Source organism: Rothia sp. HMSC069D01 (assembly GCF_001810135.1).
Lineage (GTDB): Bacteria > Actinomycetota > Actinomycetes > Actinomycetales > Micrococcaceae > Rothia.
Window position 1 is genome coordinate 6,155 of sequence record NZ_KV800090.1, and the last position, 21,965, is coordinate 28,119.

The following is a 21,965-nucleotide window of genomic DNA, read 5'->3' on the forward strand; positions in this document are numbered from 1 at the left end:
GTCTCTTATAGAATCTAAAGTATCGCGCGACACACTATTTGTGCGGGGGGGTGGCTCCCGATGAGCCGCCCCGTGCATCCTCAACCACCCCGTGATGACCGACGGGCCCGTGATGACCGACGGGCCCGTCATGACCGGCGGGCACAGGCGAAAACAGACGAATACAGGCAGGCGCAGCCGACTGTCGGGGTATTCACTCATACGATTGCGCGCTACGAATTGCGCACAACGAACTATGCACGACGGATTGCACACCGCGCGACACCCAACCCCATCGTGGAGGTCCCCCATGAGTGTCAACACCGAGCTACTCAAGAATAGAGATTTTCGAAATACTCTCTTCGCCATTGGAGCCAACCAGCTCTCAGACTCGATGAGCTATATCACCACGCCCATCATTATTTTGGCGCTGACCGGCTCCCCCGAAGCTGCGAGTATCACCCTCTTCGTCGCGGGTGTTCTCGCCACCTGCGCCGGAGCAGTATCTGGAACATGGGTCGACAGAATCGGTCCCTCAAAGTGCCTGGCACTGTCCTGCATTGGCCAGGCGCTGTCCTGGGTCGCGATTCTTCTCTACCTCGTTTTCAACGTCACCAACATTTACGTTTTGGTGATCACGATTTCTCTCGCCGCCATCATTTCCACCTTCGACTACCCGAGTGAACAGTCCATCATCACCCGCGTAGTCCCCAAGGAACACCTGGGGTACGCCTCCGGTATGGGCGAGACGCGCGAGTCCACCGCTAACCTGCTGGGCGGCCCGGTCGCCGGCATCATTATCGGCTTCTCGACCGTGCTCATGACCGCAGTTCACGCGGTCGTCAACCTGCTGGCATTCATCGTCGCACCCAAGAGCTACGGCGCTAGTCGGCAGCCCGCGGAAGAGGAGGAAGGCGAGAAAACCAGCTTCTGGCAGGACTCAAAAGCCGGTTTTGAGTACATCCTGAAGAACAAGGTGCTGGTGTCCATTGCGTTCGTTTCAACGCTTGCGAACTTTGGAACGGTCGGCATTCCGCTCACCTTCATCTACTACTACACCCTGGAGGGCGCACACCCGCTCTTCATCGGCATCTTCGCGAGCGCCTTCGGCGTGGGCGTGCTGCTCGGTTCGTTCCTGGTCGGCCCGCTGACCGAGAAGTTTGCGCTCGGCCCGCTCGGTATCACCTCCCTTGCCATTATGTCGGCGTGCTACCTGCTGCTGCCGGTGGTTCATTCAATGCTGTGGGCGGTGTGCCTGCTGATTGTGCTGGCGGGTATTGTGCTCCCCTCCTTCAATTCGAGCATCATTGCGTACATTAACGCGTCCACCCCGGAGCACATGATCGGTCGCGTGCACTCGGTGCAGGGCATCCCGAACATGGCGCTCACCCCGCTGGCTGTTCTGCTGGCAGGCTTCCTCATTGTTGATTGGGGTATTACGTACACGGCGCTGTTCTACGCGGTGTTCATTTTCCTGTCGCTGGTGGTGATGGTATTCCAGAAGCCGCTGCGTCAGCTGCCCCATATCTCGCAGGTAACGAACGCACAGTAGTTCCGCGGTAGCCCCGTCTATCAACTCCACTCAACACCCCCGAAAGCGAATAATTCAACGTGCACTTGCATGAAAATTATTTTCCTTTCGGGGGTGTTCTACGTCCTTTCGAGGATTTCTGCACACAGTGCACGCTCACGATAATTCCCCTTATCAATGCGCATTTTTAGGGGTTTAAATGTTGCCGGTATTACGGCGAACCTTACGCCGCTTGTTGAAGGTTTTACGGCATAATAGGAAGGTGTTCGTTCTAACCTTTATTCAACGTTCCGCACAGCACTCACTCACTGCACTGTCGGACGAACTCGCAAAGCTCAACCCGCGTGTTGCCTTCGCCCAGACATACCCTGACGAAATTCAGGGCGCCTTCGACCGCGCCAGCGACGCACTCCACGCGGCGCTCATTGCCGCGCGCGATAACGGCTTCTGGGTCGGCATCGGAATCGGCGAGCTCAACATCCCCCGATTCGCAGGCGCACTCGGCGCCGTCAGCACCACCGACTGCACCGGCGACGCCCTCGAATTCTCACGTCTCGCCGTCGAAGAAGCACAAGGAGGCGCACCCGTACGCTGCATCAGCGTCAGCGCCGACAACCGCCACCTCGCCGACCTCGCCGCAGGCTCCGCACGCCTGCTCTACCGCGTATGCGCCGACCGCACCGACGCCGAATGGCGCGTAGTAAACCTGCTCGTACCCGGCGTACGCGGCCAGCAGAAGGCCGCCGCAACCGCACTCGGCATCACCACCCAGGCGGTCAGCCGCACCCTCGTCCGCTCCCTCTGGCATGAGGAGCAGGCGGCACGCGGTGCGCTCATCGAGCTGCTGACCCGTATTGACCGTTCGCGCCGCCGCGCCACCTAACCGCCGCCGCGCCCCCCTCATTCTTTCGCGCCTGTCAGCCTTCGTACCTGGTACCTGCCAGCCTTTAGTGCCTGCCAGCGCGGAACCGAACACCTGATCCCGCCCGTGATGGTCGCCCCCTGCCAGGGGTGAACTATCCGGGCGGGACGCTTTTTAAACCCGCGCTGAATACCCTGCAGCTCGACGGGCAAAACCAGAGAAAAGGTAGACTTATCTTTATGCCTCTCTCAGAACTTTCCGTCAGCACCCAGAACTACCTCAAGGAAATCTGGAGCCTCGAAGAATGGACCAAAACCCCTGCCACCGCATCCGCCCTGGCAGAACGCATGGGTCTGCGCATTTCTTCGGTATCTGACGGCCTCAAGCGCCTCGCCGCCGCCGACCTGATCGAGCATCAGCCCTACGGCGCTATTGAGCTCACTGAAACCGGCCGCTCCTACGCGCTGGCAATGATCCGCCGCCACCGCCTCATTGAGACGTTCCTCGTGGAGACGCTCGGCTACACCTGGGACCGTGTGCACGACGAGGCGGAGGTTCTGGAGCACGCGGTATCCGACTTCATGGTGGACCGCATCGACACCCTGCTGGGGCACCCGACCCGCGACCCGCACGGCGACCCGATTCCGGATTCTTCGGGGCATATTAGTTTTCCGCAGACCGTGCCGCTGAGCCAGTGCGAACCCGGCGAAACAGTCGTGCTCGAACGCATTAACGATGATGACCCGCGCCTGCTGCGTTACCTGCAGGGCCACGGTTTTGTGCCCGGCGTGCGCCTACACATTGAGGAGGGTGCGCCCTTCTCGGAGGCGGTGAACGTGAGCGTGGTCGGTGCCGGTTCCGGCAACCTGCACGAGACGGACGCGGCTGGCGCGGTGAAGCCCGGCGGCACCATTATTCCGTTGGGTGCGGAGGCGACCGCCTCCCTGTTCGTGTCCCGCACGGTGCGCTAGATACAGGGCGCTAGATACAGGGCGGTAGAGGCGGACTTCTAGCCCGGCAATCCGGGCGGGTACGCGCCCCTAACCTTCAAAAGATAGCAATAGGCGGAAAGCCCCTCGGTGGGACTTTCCGCCTATTGCTGTCTGTGGTGAGTGTACTCAGTAAGCTTTCCCAAAGGGAGCTTTCACAGGGTGAGCTTTCTTAGGAAGCTACCGGCTCAGTTTTCGTTGCATCAGTGCTGAGTCGGCGGGCGCGCATCCTGCCCAGCAGACCGTAGCGCGGGGCGAACACGTACGCCAGGGCGAACAGTATGCCCTGCGTGACGACCACGGCACCACCGGGGGATACGTCCGCGTAGTAGCTGGCGTACAAGCCGGTCAGCGTGCCCACCAGGGAGACTCCCACGCTCACCGCGAGCATCGGCACGAACCGGTCAGTTATCAGGCGCGCGGTGGAGCCGGGGATGACGAGCATCGCCACGACCAGCACCACACCCACGATCTGCAGCGCCACCACGGAAGTCAGCGCCAGCATAATGAGCAGCAGCGCGCCGAGCAGACGCGGACGCAACCCCACCGCCTGCGCAAAGCCCGGGTCGAATGCGTACAGCACGAAGTCGCGGCGCTTGACCATCAGCACGGCGGCAACCACCACCGCGAGGACGGCGACCTGCCAGACGTCCGACCAGGACACACCCAGCACGTTACCGAAGAGAATATGGTTCAGGTCGGTATTCGACGGCGTGACCGAAATCAGCACCAGACCGAACGCGAACATGGTCGTGAACACGATGCCGATCGCGGCGTCTTCGCGCACGCGGCCGCTACGCCGCACCCCGCCGATGAGCGCCACAGCCAGGAGTGCGGCAATGACCGCGCCCACTGCGAAGGGCGCACCGAAAATGTAGGCGAGCACCACGCCGGGTAGCACCGCATGCGAGATTGCGTCACCCATGAGCGACCAACCGAGCAGCACGAGCCAGCAGGAGAGCAGGGCGCAGACGGCGGCGGCTATGACGGTGACCACGAACGCGCGGAGCATGAAGGGCAGGGTCAGCGGCTCCACCAGAAAGTTGAGGATGTCCATTTAGTTCTTCCCTTCCGCAGAGCTGATCGTAGTAGTGCCGGAGGTAGCAGCGCCGGGGGCAGCGGTAGCGACCGACGCGCCGGCGTCCACCTCCATGCCGAAGGCACGCACCAGGTTCTCGGGGGCGAGCACCTTCTCGGGGGTGTCGTGCATCAGAATATCGCCGCGTAGCAGTAGTGCCTCGTCGGCGAACTGGCGCAGGCTCGCCAAGTCGTGCGTGGAAACCAGCACGGTCGCGCCCTCGTCACGCAACTGTTCGATGACCTGAATGAGCATCGCTTCGCTGCGCTTGTCCACCCCGGCGAAAGGCTCATCCAGCAGCAGCAGCTGGGCGCCCTGGGCGATAGCGCGTGCCACGAAGGCGCGCTTACGCTGACCGCCCGAGAGCGCCCCAATCTGACGGTCGGCAAGGTCGGTCAGTTCCACGCGGGCGAGCGCCTCATCCACGGCAGCACGGTCTGCGGCACGCAGGCGGCGGGTGATGCCGAGGTTGCGGTAGCGTCCCATGCTGACGACCTCACGCACGGAGATGGGGAAGGTCCAGTCGATTTCTTCGCTCTGCGGCACGTAGCTGACGAGTCCGGCGCGGTGGTGGTGCGCGTTCTTGCCGCGGCTGCCACGGTTACCGCCGACGGGCTGCCCGTCGAGGGTGATGCTTCCGGCGTGCATGGGCACGACCCCCATGATGGCTTTGAAGAGGGTGGATTTGCCGGAGCCGTTCATGCCAATCAGGCCGCAGATACGCCCGGTGTCCAGGGTGAAGGATGCGCCGGTGAGGGCACGGACTGGCCCGTAGTTCACGTGCACATTTTCGCAGCTGAGAAGAGTGCTCATTCCTTGTGTTCTTTCTGGTGGTCACCGTATGCGTGGGGCGGGTGTACTTGCTTGCGTGTTGCTGAGTGGGTATTGCTGAGTAGGTGCCGTGTGGGCGGGTGTTAACGGCTGGGAGGAGTGGAGCCATGAAGGCGACCGCCCCTCCTATCCTATCGGGGGTTTAGGGTTTACCCGGGGTTTTCGATGCCGGGTTTGGCCCGGGTTTCTACCGGGTTTATTCGGGGTTTATGCCGGGTTTAGGAGTTGCCCTTGAGGCCCGCCACGATGGTGCGGGCGTCGTAGCGAATCATGTCTAGGTAGGTGGGCACGGGGCCGTTCGCCTCGGAGAGCGAGTCTACGTAGAGCACGCCGCCGAATCGTGCGCCGGTGGCGTCTGCGACCTGGCGCATCGGGTTGTCAGAGACGGTGGATTCGCAGAACACAGCGGGCACCTGGTTCTCGCGCACGTAATCGATCGCGGAGGAAATCTGCGAGGGGGTCGCCTGCTGTTCGGAGTTGACCGCCCAAATGTACTTTTCCTTCAGGCCCGCGTCTGCCGCCAGGTAGGAGAAGGCGCCTTCGCAGGTGACGAGTGCGCGCTGGTTCTCGGGCAGGGTGGAGATTTCCTTGACGAGCTCGTCACGCACGCCCTGTAGCTGCTTCTTGTAGGCTTCGCCGCGGGTCTTGTAGTCGGCGGCGTGGGCCGGGTCGAGGGCGCTAAATTCGCGAATCATCACGTCCACGTACTTTTGCACGTTGCTGGGGCTCATCCAGGCGTGGGGGTTGGGCTTGCCCGCGTAGGCGTCCTCGGTAATGGAGATGGGAGTGACTCCCTCGGAGACGGTCACGTGCTTAGCGTTGGAGTCCTTGACGAACTTGGTGAACCAGGATTCGAGGTTGAGGCCGTTGTCGAGTACCAGGTCTGCGGCGTGCGCTTTCTTCAGGTCGGAGGGGGTGGGCTCGTACTCGTGAATCTCTGCGCCGGGTTTGGTGAGGGATTCAACGTTCAGGTCGTCACCGGCGACGTTGCGGGCGATGTCGGCGAGCACGGTGAAGGTGGTGAGCACGGTCTTCTTGCCGTTGCTGCTCTTAGCGCCGTCGGCGGTGCTGGCGGTGCTACCGCAACCGGTGAGCACGAGTAGCAGGGTGAGTGCGAGGGCGGCGCAGAGCGCCTGGACGAGGCGGCGTGCGTTGCTGCCTGCGGGGGTGAAAGCGTTCATGAGGCATCCTTCATTGGAAATCACGGGTTTGAGTATGTGGTTGATGTATGGGATTTGCCGCGCCGGGACGCTAGGGACACGGTTGTGTCTGCGCAGGCATCATAATGCGCTTTTGCCTGTCGTCCCGGGCGGAATTTAACAATAGTTCGGCTAGCCGAACTTTTCAACTAAGCCACACAGAAAACCCCGAAATATTGGCAGAAACCCAGGGGCAGGCATAGGAACAGCCGCCCAGAGACAGGCACACAGAAGCACCAGCAGATACAGCAAGGAGGCGAGGGACCCCTCCCCCGCCTCCTTACTACACGCGGTTCTACGGCAAGCTATACGCTCGGATTAGTCGGCAATCTCAACCACGACCGGCGTGTGGTCGCTTGCGCCTTCACCGGCGCGTTCCACCTTATCGATCCAGGCACGTTCCACGCGTGCGGCAAGCGCGGGCGAGAACAGCTGGAAGTCAATGCGCATACCCTCATCCTTGGTGAAGCGGCCCGCCTGGTAGTCCCAGTAGGTGTACTCGCCCGGAGTGTGCGGGCGCACTACGTCCACCATGCCCTCTTCGAGCAGGGCGGCAAAGGCGCGGCGTTCGGGTTCGGAAACGTGGGTCATTTCGTTGCGCAGGAAGTAGTCAATATCCCACACGTCGGTATCTTCGGGGGCGACGTTCCAGTCACCGACCAGGGCGAGCTGCGACTGCGGGTTGGCGGCCAGTTCGTTGTGCACGTTCTGGCGCAGCGCTTCCATCCAGCGGAGCTTATAGTCCATGTGCGGATCGGTCAGGCCGCGGCCGTTGGGCACGTAGAGGCTCCAGACGCGCACGCCGCCGCAGGTCGCACCGATAGCGCGCGCCTCCAGCACCTCGGGCTCGCCGGGCTTGCCGAAGTGCGGCTGGTTATCGAAACCGCGCTGCACGTCTTCGAGGCCAACTCGGGAGGCGATTGCCACGCCATTCCACTGATTCAGGCCAAAGTGCGCAACCTCGTAGCCCATGAATTCGAAGAGGTCGAAGGGGAAGGTTTCGTCTTTAGTTTTGGTTTCTTGCAGGGCGAGCACGTCAACGTCGTGTTCGTCGAGCCAATCTTCGACGCGGTTCTCACGGGCGCGGATTGAGTTGATGTTCCAGGTGGCAATCTTCATGCCTTCTAGCTTAGCGGGTATCGCGTTCCCGCCTCATTAGAGCGTCCTGGCATAGCACACCGCCCGCCAAAAACAGCGCACCGCCCGCCTGCGCAACCTTCGGGGCGCACCGGCGGGCGGTGAATATATGCGCTAGTCAGCGCTGAATCTAGTTAGCATTGAATCTAGCCAGCAACAACACTAGTCAGCATTACTCCTAGTCAACGGCGGGAGTGCCCACAACCTTCAGGCCCTTATCGCCGTACGCCTTGAGCATGTACAGGGCGTCGGAGAAGTACAGGGGGCTGGCGGGGTCCACCACGTCTGCCACGCCGTCACCGTCGCGGTCCACTTCGGGGTAGGTGCCGAGCGTGCGGGCTGCCCAGCGGTTTTCGGTCTTGAACTGTTCAGTCTTCTTGACTTCGGCACGTAGCGGACGGCGGATCTGGCGCAGGCGTGCGGCACCGTCGGGGCTACCTGCGGCACGATACAGGAACGCGGCGAGGGTGTGGCGGGTGGCGTAGTCATCCGGGTGGAAGAGCCCGTCATCCCAGCCGGAGGTGATGCCCGCGTCCGCTGCCCAAATGTAGGCGGCATAGTCGGGGTCGGTGGTTGCCACATCCTTGTAGGGGGAGGTCTTGGGTAGGTTCTTGACGGTCGGCAATCCCGCCATGCGGTAGAGCATACGCACGAGCTGGCCGCGGGTGACGGTTGCGTTGCTGTGGCGGCGGGTGACGGTGTATTCTTCGCTGCCGAGGTAGCCGTGGCAGACCGCCCACACGCCGGGGGTGGCGCTCATGGTGCCGAGGAAGTTGGCGACGCATTCGACGTAGCTGGGGTCATCCTTGGGCTGCTGCGCCTTGATGACGAGCTGCAGGTTCACGACGGGTTTTGCGGCATGGGTTTCTACAGCGTGCACGGCGGGCTGTACATTCGCTGCGGAAGCGAGGGGTACGGCACCGAGAACGAGTGCGAGAGTGAGGGCGAAAGTGCGGCGTGCGCGGGGAGCGGGTGTGAGTGCTCGAGAGATAACCGGAAGCATAGATTTTTCCTTATGTAATTGTGGTTGGGAACCGGCCGGAAGGAACCGATTTTTGGGTCAACTGCGGGGTCGCCAAATGGAGCGAATAATAAAAGGGGAAAGGAGTGCGTTGAGGAATAGTAAGAAGCGGCAATGAATAGGGGCTGACGTGCGGCGATACGCGGTTTTGGCGTGTACCAATGATGTGCGTGTTCCGCATGCTGTCGCACGGCTATGGTGGTGCACAGTGAATGGACTGTTTTACACCACCATAGAAAGTTTAAAGTACATATTAATATTTTATTCAATATTTAATTGAGACTTTTATCAACTAAAAATTAAACATTGTTCTAAACGACAAAGCAGCTGCGAATGGTATGTATTCCATTCACAGCTGCTTTGATTTTTAGCTGATATATAGCGGTATAACGCACCTACTAGGGCACACGCACCTCCCTCACGATTCACAGGAAAGTCCCGAACCGGTTCGGGCGTGTCTACTAGCCTCTGCTAGCCGCGCATCACGTTATAGGCTTCCTTGGTGAGCTGACCGGCGGGCGAGGTGGAGTGGCGCAGCTCCTCAATTTCAATAACCACGTTCGCGCCAATCTCACCGGTGATGTACACGCGGCGGCCGAGCATATTGCCCTCACCAATGCGGTCGTCCTTGGCGGTTCCTTCGGTGATGCGCAGGTCGTAAATCTTGTTCTCAATGTAGAAGCCGTACAGGGAGGCGGGCTTCTCCGGCGGATTATAGGAGACAGGCGCGACCATGCGGGTACCGCGCCCGTTGCGGCTGATGTACCAGTTAGCGGCCTCGTCAGCACCGGCGGCACCGCTGACGGTGCCAGCCCAGCTGGAACCTTCCGCTTCGCATCCGACGAAGACGTTGTGCGCCCACTCAACAATCCAGCCGTGACCCGCGTTGGAGCGTGCGGTGCAGCCGATGAACATGTTGCGTTCACCCTGCACGATCCAGCCTGCGCCGGCGTGGCGGGTGGCGGGCTCGTAGAGGGCGTTCTTGTTGCTGGTGCGGTGGTTGCTGTTGCTGGAGCAGCTCTCGAATTTTGCCTGCGCCGCGTACACCTCGATACCGGCGTAGGAGCCGCCGCTGAGGTTCGCTTCGGCAACGTCGATACCGCGCAGCTTGTTGTCTGCCGCACCGGAGTTCTGGCCTTCGTTGGGGCGGCGGGGGTGGCCGACGGGCTTGCCGAGCAGCAGGCCCTGGTTGAGGGTGCGGCGGATGGTCACGTCGTCAATTTTCATGCCCTGGTCGTCCAGGCCGAGCACGGCAACGCCGATGGCGGTGTCCCAGACTTCCACGCCGGCGATAACGGGCACGATGTCCGGTTCGTTGAGCATGTCGCCGGTCAGGTGGGTGTGGAAGATGACGCCGGCGACGTTGTTCAGCGGGGCGGTGTGCGCATCGAGCGGGTAGCTGCTGATGGGGGTGTTTGCGGCGTTGGTGCGGATGTGCAGATTGCGTACGCCCATGCGCATGGGCTTGTTGGCGTTGTAGTTGCCGTAGACGGGGGTGGTGTAGCTGCCGACGTGGAACACGCCGGTGTATTCGGTGTGGCCGTTGGCGGTGGTGGGGATGGCACGGTCGGAGTGCGCGATGACGACGGTTGAGGAGCCGTAGCCGAAGATTTCGACGCGGTGCTTGATGTCGATGAAGGGGTAGGAGACGCGGTAGATGCCGCGGGGTAGTTCTACGGATCCGCCGCCGCGTGCGGCGACAGCGTCGACTGCGCGCTGGATGGCTGCGGTGGAGTCTTTGGCACCGGTGGGGTCTGCGCCGTAGTTGATGGCGTTGATGCTCATGGGCGTATCGGGCATGAGGGGCTCAATTCTTTCGATGGGTACCGCGTTCGGTGCTGAAGGCGGCGTGGTGAGTGAATTGAGTGAATACGGCAGTATGCGGTGAATACGGTGCTGCGCGGGTGCAGTGTTGAGTTTGTGTGGTGCGGTGTGTTGGGCGCATTTCTGCGGATGTGTTGGCGTGTGCGAGTCTGTGCACCGGCAGACCTGCCTCCCTGCTCAAGGGTACCGCATTGGGCGTGTGGAGGCGATGACCGGGCACTGTGATGCCCACTCCTCTGCCGCCTCACGCGGCTCTCGCCAGCGCCCTCTGCCGCCGCATCGTGCGGGGCGTTAAACGCTTGAGGGGCGGGGATTACTCCCCGCCCCTCAAGCGTATGCGTTTTAAGATTTTGTAATCACGAGCCTCAGCCCGCGTAGCTCAACCCGCGAGGGTTAGCCCATGAACACGCCGTTGCCGCGCTTCTCCAGCTGCTTCGGCGCGAAAGTCGCGTGGCGAATATGATCCACCTCGATGAGCACGTTATCGCCCATAGCACCGGTCACGTGAACACGGCGGCCGACCATGTTGTTCTCACCAATACGGTCATCCTTCGCAGACGCAGTCGTAATGTGCATATCGCGAATGTTGTTCTCAATGTAGAAACCGTACAGGGAAGCCTTCGCCCAGCTGTAAGGGTTGTGCGAACGAGGAGCCACGAAGCGGCTACCGCGTGCGTTACGGCCAATGTACCAGTTCGCCGCCTCGTCACCTCGAGCAGCGCCAGTAACAGCGTCCTGGAAGCTGGAGGACTCACCCAGGCAGCCAATGAACTGGTTGTTACCCCACTCCACGAGCCAGCCGTGACCGGCGTTCTCCTGGGCGGTGCAGCCAATGAACATGTTGCGGGTGCCCTGAATGAACCAGCCTGCACCCACGTGGCGGGTCTTCACCTCGTACAGGGCGTTCTTACCCTGGTTGCGCTTGTTGAACCAGCTGGTGGACGCCTCGAACTTGGACTGAGAAGTGTAAATCTCGATACCCGCGTAGGTGCCGAAGCTCATGTTTGCGTCAGAGACGTCAATCATGGAGAACTTGTTATCTGCCGCGCCGGGGGTGTCACCCTCGCGGGGGCGCAGCGGGTGGCCGACAGGCTTACCGACCAGCAGGCCCTGGCGCAGGGTCTGGCGGATGCGGATCTTGTCAATCTTCATGCCCTGGTCGTCCAGGCCCAGGATCGCAACGCCAATGGCGGTGTCCCAGATTTCGATGTTGGACAGGGTGGGCACTGCGTCCGGCTCACCGGGGTTAGCGTCCGCAATGCGGGTGTGGAAGATGACGCCTGCAACGTTGTCGACGGGCTGGGTATGCTTCTCCAGGAAAATCTGGTTGCTCTTAGAATCCAGCGGCAGGTTGTACTTGTTGGTGCGGATGAACAGGTCACGCACGCCCATACGCATGGGCTTGTTCTGGTTGGTGCCACCGCTCATGGGGGTGGTGTAGCTACCGGTGTGGAAAACGCCGGTGCATTCGTAGCTACCGTTCTTGGTGGAGGGAATACCCTTGTCGGTGAAAGCGACGATTCGGGTTGCCTGACCGTGGCCGAAGATCTCGACGCGGTGCTTCATTTCGATGAAGGGGTAGGAGACGCGGTACATGCCGCCGGGAATCTCCACGGAGCCGCCGCCCTGGGCAGCAACGTCGTCGATGGCCTTCTGGATAGCACTAGTGGAGTCTCGTACGCCGGTGGGGTCAGCGTTGTACTTGGAATCGCATACGTTCACGCTCATGATGGTAGCCATGGAGTGTCCTCTTTCTTGGCGGATACAGAACAGCGATTAGCGCATAGATAGTGTCTTCTACGCGCGTCATTAAGCTGAGTGTATCCAGTTGTGTTTGAGTGAATAAGTGATTTTGAGCTTCTTGTCGGTTGAGTGAGTGAGACTCTTCCGGTGTTGGATGCGGTCGGGGAGTGAGTCCGCCGCATCAATGCTCGTGGGTGGTGTGAGGGAGTGAATCTCAACCATTCCCACATGAGTCATAAATTCTTGCATGCAGGATGCAAATCTGTCTAACCCACGACAAAACATTCTAGGGCAAAATTGGGGATTTTTCGCCGCCCAACACCCGATAGTGTTGATTGTCTCGCTCGTCACTTTGGTGCAATAGAGTGCAGATAACCCACAGAAAACCAACTGACCAGTACAAATGCCACATTTTGCACGTAAATGCACTAGTCAGGGGAATTTTTGCCAAAGCGCGCAACATCACTTTTCAGACGGGTCATCCAGACCCAAAGAACCCATTAAAACCCCTCATCAGAGGCTTATCTCACAGGTTCAAGGGCGCCCGCGCGTATCCGTCGGAGCGCCCGCCGGGATGTCCACCAGGGTGCCCGCTAGCCACCCCGGCGAACGCCCCGACAGGCGCCCAGTAGGAACCCAACAGTCCCCTACTGAACTTCCTTCGCGGAGGCGGCACCCACCACATCCAGGCGCGCATAGCGGCCCGCAAGCCAGGTACAAATCATCAACTGAACCTGATGGAAAATCATGATCGGCAGCATCATCAGACCCAGCGAGCCCGCACCAAAAATAATGATCGCCATCGGCAGGCCAGCCGCCAGCGACTTCTTCGAACCGCAGAACTGAATCGTAATACGGTCGGCACGGTTGAACCCCAGGCGCTTAGCCAGCTGGTCGGTCAGCCACAGCATGAACACCACAATAATCGCCATGAGCACAACCAGCAGCACGATCTGCCACCACGCCACGCGCGTCCACACGCCCTGCACCACCGAGGCGGAAAACGCCGAATACACAATCATCATGACCGAGAACTTATCCAGCCACTTAGTCGTCGGCTTCTTAGCAAACTCCCCCACCCAGCGGCGCGTCAGCTGACCGAGCACGAACGGCAGAAACAGCTGAATGGCGATGTCCAGGAAGACCGTTCCGGAGAACTCAATATGGCCCGTGTTCATCAGTAGCATGGCGAGCAGCGGAGTCGCCACCACACCCACAATCGAAGAGAGCGAAGCGCTCACAATCGCCGCCGCCACGTTACCGCCCGCAATCGAGGTGAACGCAATCGACGCCTGCACGGTCGAGGGCACAAAGGTCAAGAACAGGATGCCCATGTACAGCCCATCACCGAGCACAAAACGCAGTGGTGAAAGCGCCAAACCGACCAGCGGGAACAGCACGAACGTGCAGCTGAGAATCATCAGGTGCAGACGCCAGTGAGTCAGGCCGCGAATAGCCTCCGCGGTGGAGAGGCGAGCGCCGTACAGGTAGAACAGCAGGGCGACCGCGAACTTCGTTCCGGTGCTGAACCATTCGGCGAAGTCGCCGCGCGCCGGCACAATAATTGCGAGGATAACCGCGCTAATGAGCATGGTCAGCAGCGGGTCGAGTTTGATGGAGCGAAGTGATGAAAGCATGCTGTCCATTCTATGCCTGCGGCATGCGGCGGATGCAGTGGCGGGCGCCCCTTCTCACCTGGGGGTCACGCAGGGAGAGCTTAGGAGTGTGCAGGAGGCGGTTAACAGCCGAACCCGCCGGAGTGCGTTAGCACCCCGGCGGGTTCGTGAAGGTTATTGAGCTGTGCGGCTCAGATGAGGCGTTCAGAGTAGGCTCAGCGGCTACTTCTTATCACCGTCAAAGCCGTAACCGTACGAGCCACCCTCAGAGGAGCCGCTACCGTACTGGCCGTAACCGTACTGCTCAGGAGAAGGCTGGCCGTTAGGCTGGCCATTAGAGGGCTGCTCAGGGGCGGACTGGCCTGCACCGTTCTGGGCTACACCGTTCTGACCTGCGGCAGGCTGACCGAAGCCGGGCTGCTGACCGTAGGCAGGCTGACCCGGCGCGGGCATCTGCGGGCCACCGGGAGCGCCCGGTGCCGGCACGCCACCGGCGGCAGCGTACGCATCCCAACGCTGGCCGTGGAAGGCACGAGCCTGCTCGGTGAGCCAGCCAGCGAACAGCGTCGAATTCGCATCGAACTTGGGGGCGTTCTCGGGCTTGGAGTACACGTCCACGGTTTCCAGGGTGTGGTCAGCCCAGGTGTCCTGGTGCTCACGCATGAACTCGGTGGACTGAATCGGGTCAGGCCACATGTGCACCGGCTCAGACGCCGGAATCAGGACAGGAACGCGCGGTGCGGCGTCCTTGACCGGGTTCTCCGTCGGGCGCCAGAACAGGCGGCCCGGCTGGGTGCGGTCACGCAGCGCGTGCGCACGCCACGTGAGGATGGGGTGGCTTGCCAGCAGGTTCACGTACCAGACGGCAAGACCGCGGTCGGTCACGGCACGGTCGGCAAGCTCATCGAAGTTAACCTGCTTGTTCAGGTACTTACCTGCCGCAAGCACCTTGACGGCACCCTCAGCGCCCTCGGGGCAGAAGCGGTAACCGAAGTTATCGGCGGTGTACTCCTGCGAGCGGGACAGCGCACTCGACAGCACCGGAATCTGGTTGAACAGAGTAGTGAAAATCAGACGGAAATAACCGACGTGACCTGCGGCGATGTGGCCAACCTCGTGGCCAATGATGAAGCGCAGCGCCTGCGGGTCACGAGACTTACCGCCAATCTCGAACAGGTCGGAGTACAGGCAGATGTAGCGGCGGAAGCCGTGACCTGCCGCGAAAGCGTTCATCACGCCGTTACCGAGGATGACGTACGCATCCGGCACGCGGCGCAGACCCGCCGCCTCAGCTGCTTCGGCGAGCATCTGGTACGCCTCGGGGAACTGGGTCGGGGTGATGCGCACACCGCGAACACGCTGCTGTGCGTAGTAGATTGCACGAACAATGAAGATGGCAATCGGGCCCAGGATGAGCAGACCAACCGTCTGGAAAATCAGGTCTTCCAGGCTTGCGGAGGTGCTGCCGGAAGGTACTCGAACCGAGCCTTCACCGGTTGAGCTGAAGACGTAACGCATCATCGAGCTGAACAGGTCAGCCAGCGCCATGAACAGCACAATGTAGCCGACCGCGGTGACCGCGTAGGCGGCGACCAGCCACGGAATTTCGGAGGGGTGACGCAGCGCGTGCAGCACCTTCGGCGGCAGCATCGACTGGTAGGCGAAGAGCTTCGGCTGGGGCAGGGGGCTGACCGGCTTCTGGCGCTCGTCTTCGGGGAGCCAGCCGGCGGAGAGGTCCTGCGGGAGGGGCTCACCGGGGGCGTGGAATGCCTGCTGGCCGGGCTGGGCGTTGAACTGCCCACCGGGCTGCTGGTGGTTTTCAGGGGGTTGAGTCATGTCTCGTCCGCTTCGTATCGAGTGTTATCTGATTCCACTCTATCGTTTTTGGGCACTTACTAGTGAATGTGAATGCGCTTTTTCTCACGGAACGCTCACCACTTCTCATCTTCCCTGCAATAGCCCGCCAAGAGATACAATGCTTAGCTTTTCTCCCTATTGATGCATGCAGAGGGGCCGGTTCCGCACACGTGGTGCGGAACCGGCCCCTCCAAAAGCTGACAGAAGAATAGCGTCTACTTATTAGGGACACCACTCCCTAATACACTAAAAATCCATCAACTTTATACTCAAATAAACATCACAATATATAAATCTCAATCCAAGATTGAAGTAGGTCGAATGGGTCACTACTCCATTCAGACCTAATGGAAGCTGATATTAAACAGCTGCCGAAAGATAAGTGACAGTACCCCAGGGGGAAGTCACAATAACGCGGTACTGCACCGGAATGACCTTTGCCGACTGATGCGCGGGGTCACCGTAGGTGTGCTTACGCAGGTAGGTCATGTACGACACAACGTCTTGACCAGCATTGGGGTGGGTAATGTTAGCCATCACCTGAATATCCCAGGACCAGCCGTCGCGGCCTTCAGCGGTCGTGTAGTGCTTACCGTATGCGTAAGTCCACAGGGGGCTGTTTTCCTTGGGAGGACGGGGACCATCCGGGAAGTGCAGGTAGTTGTACTTACCGTGAGCGATGTAGGTAGAGCGGCTGCCCTTGTAGTTGTCGTTGAGGCGAACAACCGGGGGGTTTGCGCCCTTGCCCTTGTAGCCTTCGGCGTAGTACATGTTGTTCTTGCGGTTTGCGTCAGACTCACCGAATGCGAAACGGTCCGCACCGGTGGGGGTCGGTGCATAGGAGACGTCACCTGCAACGTTCTCAACACGAACGTTGATGATAACGCCGCCACCAACGCCACCAACGCCGTCCTTGGAGGTGTAGTCAGGGGTGTCCTTGCCGTTCGGGGGGTAAATCGGCGGGAAGTCGCTCACACCCTCGTAACGACCCCAGGGGTAAGCAAGCTTATTTTCGGGGGTGGTGTTGTCGATGAAGTAGGTCTGCGGCTGGGGGCTGCAGTTGGAGGTGGGCATTACTGCCCATTCGTATTCTTCATTCACGGTACCCTTGTAGCGGCGACGGTTGGCACGTTCACCCCAGGGCACGGATACGATGGTGCCGTATTCGCAAGGGTTCTTGGATGCGGCGTAGGCGGGCACTACGGCGGTTGCTGCCACAACGGGCGTTGCCCATGCTGCACCCTTGACCAGGGTACGACGGCCCATCAGCTTTCCACTTTGTTCGGAGTGGCTCTTAGTCGAGTGAATATCCATTACCAAGTCTCTCTCAATTGGAATGAGTTTTGCACATTGATCCACTTTATTTCTGCATAAAATATACAGATATAAAAGTTATCGCAGTATGTGTTTAACGTACAGTTCAGAGTGTGCTCTCAGAATTCTTTTGCGGCTATAAGTCCGCTTCAGTTCTTTTCGATGAACACTCGTTATATGAACACGCTTTATATGGAATCACAAAAATTTGTATTTATTGTTTCATATTGTGCAACAACTTGGATCGATAAAAAATTCCTAACAGAATTAATCTAGGATTATCAATCTTTTTTCACCTTCAACCTCAACTTCCATCAATGTTGGAATGTTGCGAATCAATGCACTCAACCCCCCCCCCCTGCATAACTTTCCCAAGCAAGCAAAAAATTTACACTTTATGCAACACCCAAGCCCACATTTTTAATCAACTTTCATTCTTGTTTCCAATGTGATGAATGACACATATGTAATACGTACTACATTGGCGTAATGTTGCATTGTAAAGTGAGTTGAATCATATGCATTTACTCTAACGGATGTTCAAAAACAAGTCCGCTGCAACACCCGTACGGAACGGGAACTGCAGCGGACTGCCTATATTCAACCGCCTATACGGCGGGGTGCGTGGGGCTTAGAGGCTCTTGACGAGTTCCTCGGTAGCCTCAGCGATAGCCTTCTCCTCGTTGGTGGGGATGACCAGCACCTTGATAGCGGAATCCTCGGTGGAAATCACGCGCGGCTCGGGGGAACGCTTAGCGTTCTCTTCCTCGTTGTACTTGATACCGAGAGCGCCGAGGCGGTCCAGGACCAGCTTGCGGAAGTCGCCGGAGTTCTCACCGATACCAGCGGTGAAGATCAGTGCCTGCGCGCCGCCAACAACCAGGTTGTAGCCGCCAATGTACTTCATCAGGCGGTAGGAGGTCATGTCCAGTGCGAGCTGTGCACGCTCGTCGCCGGACTGTGCGGCCTCAACGACCTTACGCATGTCGTTGGAGCCAGCCAGTGCGAGCAGACCGGACTCCTTGTTCAGGATGGTGTCCAGGCGTGCACCGTCAATGCCCTCACGAATCAGGATGGTGGTCAGTGCCGAGGGGTCGATGTCGCCGGAGCGGGTACCCATGATCAGGCCAGCCAGCGGGGTGTAGCCCATGGAGGTGTCGACGGACTTGCCGCCCTTCACAGCGGTTACGGACGCGCCGTTACCGAGGTGAGCAACGATGCCGTTGAACTCGTCGCGTGCAATGCCGAGCATGTCAGCTGCAACGTGGGAGACGTACTCGTGGCTGGTGCCGTGGAAGCCGTAGCGGCGGATGCTGTACTTGTCAGCCAGGTCGTAGGGGATCGCGTAGCGCCATGCTTCTTCGGGCATGGTGGAGTGGAACGCGGTGTCGAAGATAGCAACCTGCGGCAGGGAGGGCCACTTGTGCATTGCTGCGCGCATGCCCTGAGCGTGTGCGGGGTTGTGCAGCGGTGCCAGCGGGGAGAGGTCGTCGATCTGCTGGACAACTTCCTCGGTGAGCAGGGCGGGGTGGGTGAACTTCTCTGCACCCTGCACCACGCGGTGGCCGACTGCCTGCAGCTCACGGCCTGCCAGGACGGGCTCAAGCTTCTCAGACATGATATCGAATGCGACTTCGTGGTTGGGCACGTCGGTGCCGATGTTTTCGACGAGGCCGGAGGTCAGCATCTGCTCTGCCTCGGGCAGGGAGGTGTCACGCACCTGGTACTTCAGGGAGGAAGAACCAGCGTTCACAACGAGAATAAGCATGAAAGTATCTTCTTTCGTAGTTTTCTTTTCGTTCCATTCTCGCACTTTTCGAGCCTGCGTGCGAGACGGCCCCGGCTGTGTTTTTAACGGGGGTTTTTACTAGGGGTGACATCGAGAGGCAGGAGGCGCGGGTTTGGTGGGCTCTTTTCTTTCTCATCCGCCTCGGGTAAGTCCAGCGGTGTCGCCTCGCGGTCAGGTGTGCACAGTGTGGCGCCGTACTCGTTCAGAAGTGCCACCGACGAATCGGTCCAGGCTATAGGTTTGGCCCTATAGATTCGCATTTCGTCCTCGGTAGTTCTTGGAGAAAAACGTAGTACTTGGGTCAGCTCACGCATCTAAATTCACCACTTCTTTGAAACAATCAAGGTTAGAGCGCGAGTGAAGGACAATCACAACCTGCTTGTCACTGCCCTCGATAGCGCACGCCATCGATTCGAGCTCAGTGCGCTCCTCTGACGGAGTGAGACTCTTCAAGGTCTCATCAAGCAACACAAGCCGGGCAGCGCCTTCACGTAACACGGAACGCGCAAGCATGAGCCCGCTCGAATTCGATGCTTCAGATGCGAACGGATCGATATCTGGTACGATTACCACTTCGCCTTGGGGATACCGGCGGTATAGAGCATCAAGCATGACGGACTTCCCCGCGCCAGTTGGTCCAATCAAGGCAACCATAGAACACCCAGAGTCAAGAGCACTCTCAAGCAGAGCCAGGTCAGCAGACCGCACGGGCGGATAAGAACGGTCGGCCCGGTACTCTTCAAGCATCCGAACACGCTCCGCAGTCAAGCTGACTACACCAACCTGTTGCAGCGTCTCCACCGTAGATTGGATGCCAGATGACAGAGTTACTGCAAAATATATTACGACCGCGGGAGCAACCACTGAGTTCGATCCTTCGACCATCAGTGCCAATACCACTGCAGAAACATTCAGTGACAACACAAGCGACTGAATCAGTCCCGTACGCAGTGCGTAGGCGTTCGCCAACTGAATCGAGCTGCTGACGTATGCAGCCTCCGAATGAGCGTAGGCTTCTTCTCCAGCCCGACGCAGCCCTGCACTGACGGGCGCAGCGTGTAAGCCAGCCTGGGCACCAACCACCCCGATGAAGTCACCTCGGCGATTGGCAGCCGTCGTCGAGGCAGGGAGAATCCACTTTGAACCCTGACGCATAGCAAGGATCGCTAGGGGTGCTACCGCCAACACAGCGATCATGAACAGCGGGGCGCCAGCCACTGCGCCTCCGATGAGCATAAAGGTCTGTAGAATGACCATAAATACCGAACCCAGGGCGCTAGGCACCGACATCTGAAGGTCGGAGAAGTCTTCACCCATCCGCCCCATGACCGCACCGCTTGTTCTAGGACTAGCGAATCGATCGAGCCTGCGTATAACCCGGTCGTGCAAATCGCTCAGCCTAGCGATGGGAGCCCAGTAGAGCGGGCCAAAGAACATGACGGACCCAACAATTGCTGCCAGTGCGCAAGCAGCTGACACTCCAGCAACCTGAGCAGATAGCCCATCACTGTGAGCAATCGTCAGTGCAAAAGCAACTTCAGATCCGCTCAAGAGTAGGGCGCCACACGTAATCCACACCAAATGCGGTCCAAACAACAACAGGGCCGATCGTCGGAATGTGGCACGCTTCGGCTCAGGGTCAGGAAGGTCCTGTCCCTCGCTCACATCCGTCGAACCAGCATCTACCCCCTTAGCTGCCCCGGGGCTATGAGCCTGCAACTCAAGAGGGTCTACCCTCGCATCATTGCCGGGGGTGAAGGCACTCGGTACGTACTCCTCCGAGCTTGCCAGAAGTGTGCACGTTGGCACGCACTCTAAGATCCTCTCGGCAACCACTTCTCGTGCTACAGGATCAAGCGCTGCGAACGTATCGTCCAAAATTAGCCAGTCCGGTTTGTCTGCCAAAACGATAGCGACAGCAGCACGGTGTCTCTCTCCTGACGACAAGGTTGTTGCGTCTTGCCAGAACCGCCCGATCACATCCTCACTGAGCCCCATACCTAAAGCGAGGCTAGTGAACCGGGATACCTGATGTGGCGAAGCAGAAGCTCGCCACGCTGACAACACCGAATGGGACACTTCCGGGTTGCGTGGTACGAAAGCAGAATCGGGGGTGGTCACGGATGTGCGCAATGCTTCAGCGCGCTCAGACGTAGCGGCAAGCACCTCTCTAGAATTTGAAGGCTGCCCCACCCAGTCCTGCTGTTTAACCGTGCAATTTGGAGACGACTCGAGCTTGTCGAGCTCACGCATCATTGGCACAGCGAGCCGAATAACCCGATAGTTTACGATGTTGTTCTGCACCGCTGCGTACAGGTAGCGGGCTGCCAAAATAATTCCAACACCGAAATGAGCGGATGGCCAGAGCCACGCGCCGAGAACCGCAACCACAGCGAGCACCGCAGTTAGTGCTCCCCGTTCAAGGAATCCATTCAGGATCTGCAACGGGACTCGTCTGTGCAGAAGCTGCTCTTCGGTGTTTCGGATGCTAGCGACCTTGTCCAGGGCGGTACCCCAGCTGGGGATGCTTTGCCCTCGAGGCAGCGCGTTTGCTACACGCTGGATCCACTGCCGACGCTCTCCCTCTAGAGCGACGTACTGTTCCCATAGTCGGCCCACCAAGTTGATGAGACGGACGCTGACGAATACCAATCCAGTGATGAGCAACGCAGCGATTGCGCCGCTTGCACCATATAGCGCGAGCGAAGCCGCGAGAAAGGCAATAATCTGAACGGTTGAAACGGCGAAATCAACAACGAAGGCAAACTGGCTGATCTGTCCTGGGTATGTGAGAACATGCCCGTGAGCTTCCGGCGGATGGGATGACCTACTAAAGATGTCCCGGAAACGGCGGTATGTGAGCTGTCGAACCGCGATCGTGAGAATAAGCTCTTGGCGTTCCTTCACCCAGTACCCTAGGCTTTCAGCCAGGAAAGCGAAGATGAGTAACCAAATAGCACTGCCTGGGGTCCTCTCACCTGACGTTACCTGGCCGATACCTGCCGTAATCATCAGAGCCCCTGCAACATTCAGTAGGCCAGCGGTGAAGACGGTGAAACTCGTGCTCGTTGGCGCGAATACCAAAGCAAGCCAGCGGATCCGTCTCGGCAGGTTCCGCGCTATCCTTTGATAGCGCGCATACAAGTGCTCGATGGGCATGTCTCTCAGATGCAGGCTAGGAGCAGCGCTCTGTGT

At 59.3% G+C, this 21,965-nt stretch carries 15 protein-coding genes; 3 read left to right on the forward strand and 12 right to left on the reverse strand.

Annotated features, from left to right (window positions below; all coding sequences use genetic code 11):
- Positions 1-289 precede the first annotated feature (289 nt).
- The 3 genes from HMPREF2710_RS02490 (at position 290) to HMPREF2710_RS02500 (ending at position 3,343) form a co-directional block, all read left to right on the forward strand.
- A complete protein-coding gene (locus tag HMPREF2710_RS02490) occupies positions 290-1,531 on the forward strand; it encodes an MFS transporter (RefSeq protein ID WP_070599338.1) in 1,242 nt (413 codons plus the stop codon).
- A gap of 241 nt (positions 1,532-1,772) precedes the next feature.
- Complete coding sequence (locus HMPREF2710_RS02495) at positions 1,773-2,393, forward strand: hypothetical protein (protein ID WP_005507641.1); 621 nt, start codon at positions 1,773-1,775, stop codon at positions 2,391-2,393.
- Positions 2,394-2,611: 218 nt separating this feature from the next.
- The gene (locus tag HMPREF2710_RS02500; protein ID WP_005504316.1) at positions 2,612-3,343 is read left to right on the forward strand and encodes a metal-dependent transcriptional regulator; all 732 of its coding nucleotides are present in this window, start codon (positions 2,612-2,614) and stop codon (positions 3,341-3,343) included.
- A gap of 190 nt (positions 3,344-3,533) precedes the next feature.
- Here the strand turns inward: HMPREF2710_RS02500 and HMPREF2710_RS02505 are convergent, their stop codons facing one another.
- The 12 genes from HMPREF2710_RS02505 to HMPREF2710_RS02565 all read right to left on the reverse strand — a co-directional run bounded on the left by HMPREF2710_RS02505 (position 3,534) and on the right by HMPREF2710_RS02565 (position 21,929).
- Positions 3,534-4,418, reverse strand: a complete 885-nt coding sequence (locus HMPREF2710_RS02505) for a metal ABC transporter permease (protein ID WP_070599340.1) — start codon at positions 4,416-4,418, stop codon at positions 3,534-3,536.
- Complete coding sequence (locus HMPREF2710_RS02510; RefSeq protein ID WP_070599343.1) at positions 4,419-5,252, reverse strand: metal ABC transporter ATP-binding protein; 834 nt, start codon at positions 5,250-5,252, stop codon at positions 4,419-4,421.
- Positions 5,253-5,488: 236 nt separating this feature from the next.
- A complete protein-coding gene (locus HMPREF2710_RS02515) occupies positions 5,489-6,451 on the reverse strand; it encodes a metal ABC transporter substrate-binding protein (protein WP_070599346.1) in 963 nt (320 codons plus the stop codon).
- Between the two features lie 336 nt (positions 6,452-6,787).
- The gene (locus tag HMPREF2710_RS02520) at positions 6,788-7,588 is read right to left on the reverse strand and encodes an exodeoxyribonuclease III (protein ID WP_049359681.1); all 801 of its coding nucleotides are present in this window, start codon (positions 7,586-7,588) and stop codon (positions 6,788-6,790) included.
- A gap of 196 nt (positions 7,589-7,784) precedes the next feature.
- A complete protein-coding gene (locus tag HMPREF2710_RS02525) occupies positions 7,785-8,609 on the reverse strand; it encodes an S-layer homology domain-containing protein (RefSeq protein WP_070599350.1) in 825 nt (274 codons plus the stop codon).
- Between the two features lie 489 nt (positions 8,610-9,098).
- The gene (locus tag HMPREF2710_RS02530) at positions 9,099-10,427 is read right to left on the reverse strand and encodes a glycosyl hydrolase family 28-related protein (protein ID WP_070599352.1); all 1,329 of its coding nucleotides are present in this window, start codon (positions 10,425-10,427) and stop codon (positions 9,099-9,101) included.
- Between the two features lie 417 nt (positions 10,428-10,844).
- Entirely contained in the window at positions 10,845-12,191 is a 1,347-nt protein-coding gene (locus HMPREF2710_RS02535; RefSeq protein ID WP_070599353.1) for a glycosyl hydrolase family 28-related protein, read from the reverse strand.
- Positions 12,192-12,841: 650 nt separating this feature from the next.
- A complete protein-coding gene (locus HMPREF2710_RS02540; protein WP_371326370.1) occupies positions 12,842-13,840 on the reverse strand; it encodes a bile acid:sodium symporter family protein in 999 nt (332 codons plus the stop codon).
- Between the two features lie 192 nt (positions 13,841-14,032).
- Positions 14,033-15,646 (reverse strand): M48 family metallopeptidase, encoded by a 1,614-nt coding sequence (locus tag HMPREF2710_RS02545; RefSeq protein ID WP_070599355.1) that lies wholly within the window; start codon positions 15,644-15,646, stop codon positions 14,033-14,035.
- A gap of 381 nt (positions 15,647-16,027) precedes the next feature.
- Positions 16,028-16,981: a hypothetical protein gene (locus tag HMPREF2710_RS02550; protein ID WP_005507657.1), complete on the reverse strand. Its 954-nt coding sequence runs from the start codon at positions 16,979-16,981 to the stop codon at positions 16,028-16,030.
- Between the two features lie 631 nt (positions 16,982-17,612).
- Entirely contained in the window at positions 17,613-18,749 is a 1,137-nt protein-coding gene (locus tag HMPREF2710_RS02555; protein WP_005507659.1) for an acetate/propionate family kinase, read from the reverse strand.
- 327 nt (positions 18,750-19,076) lie between these two features.
- Positions 19,077-21,929, reverse strand: coding sequence for a hypothetical protein (locus HMPREF2710_RS02565; RefSeq protein ID WP_246824512.1), 2,853 nt, complete (start codon positions 21,927-21,929; stop codon positions 19,077-19,079).
- Positions 21,930-21,965: the final 36 nt, after the last annotated feature.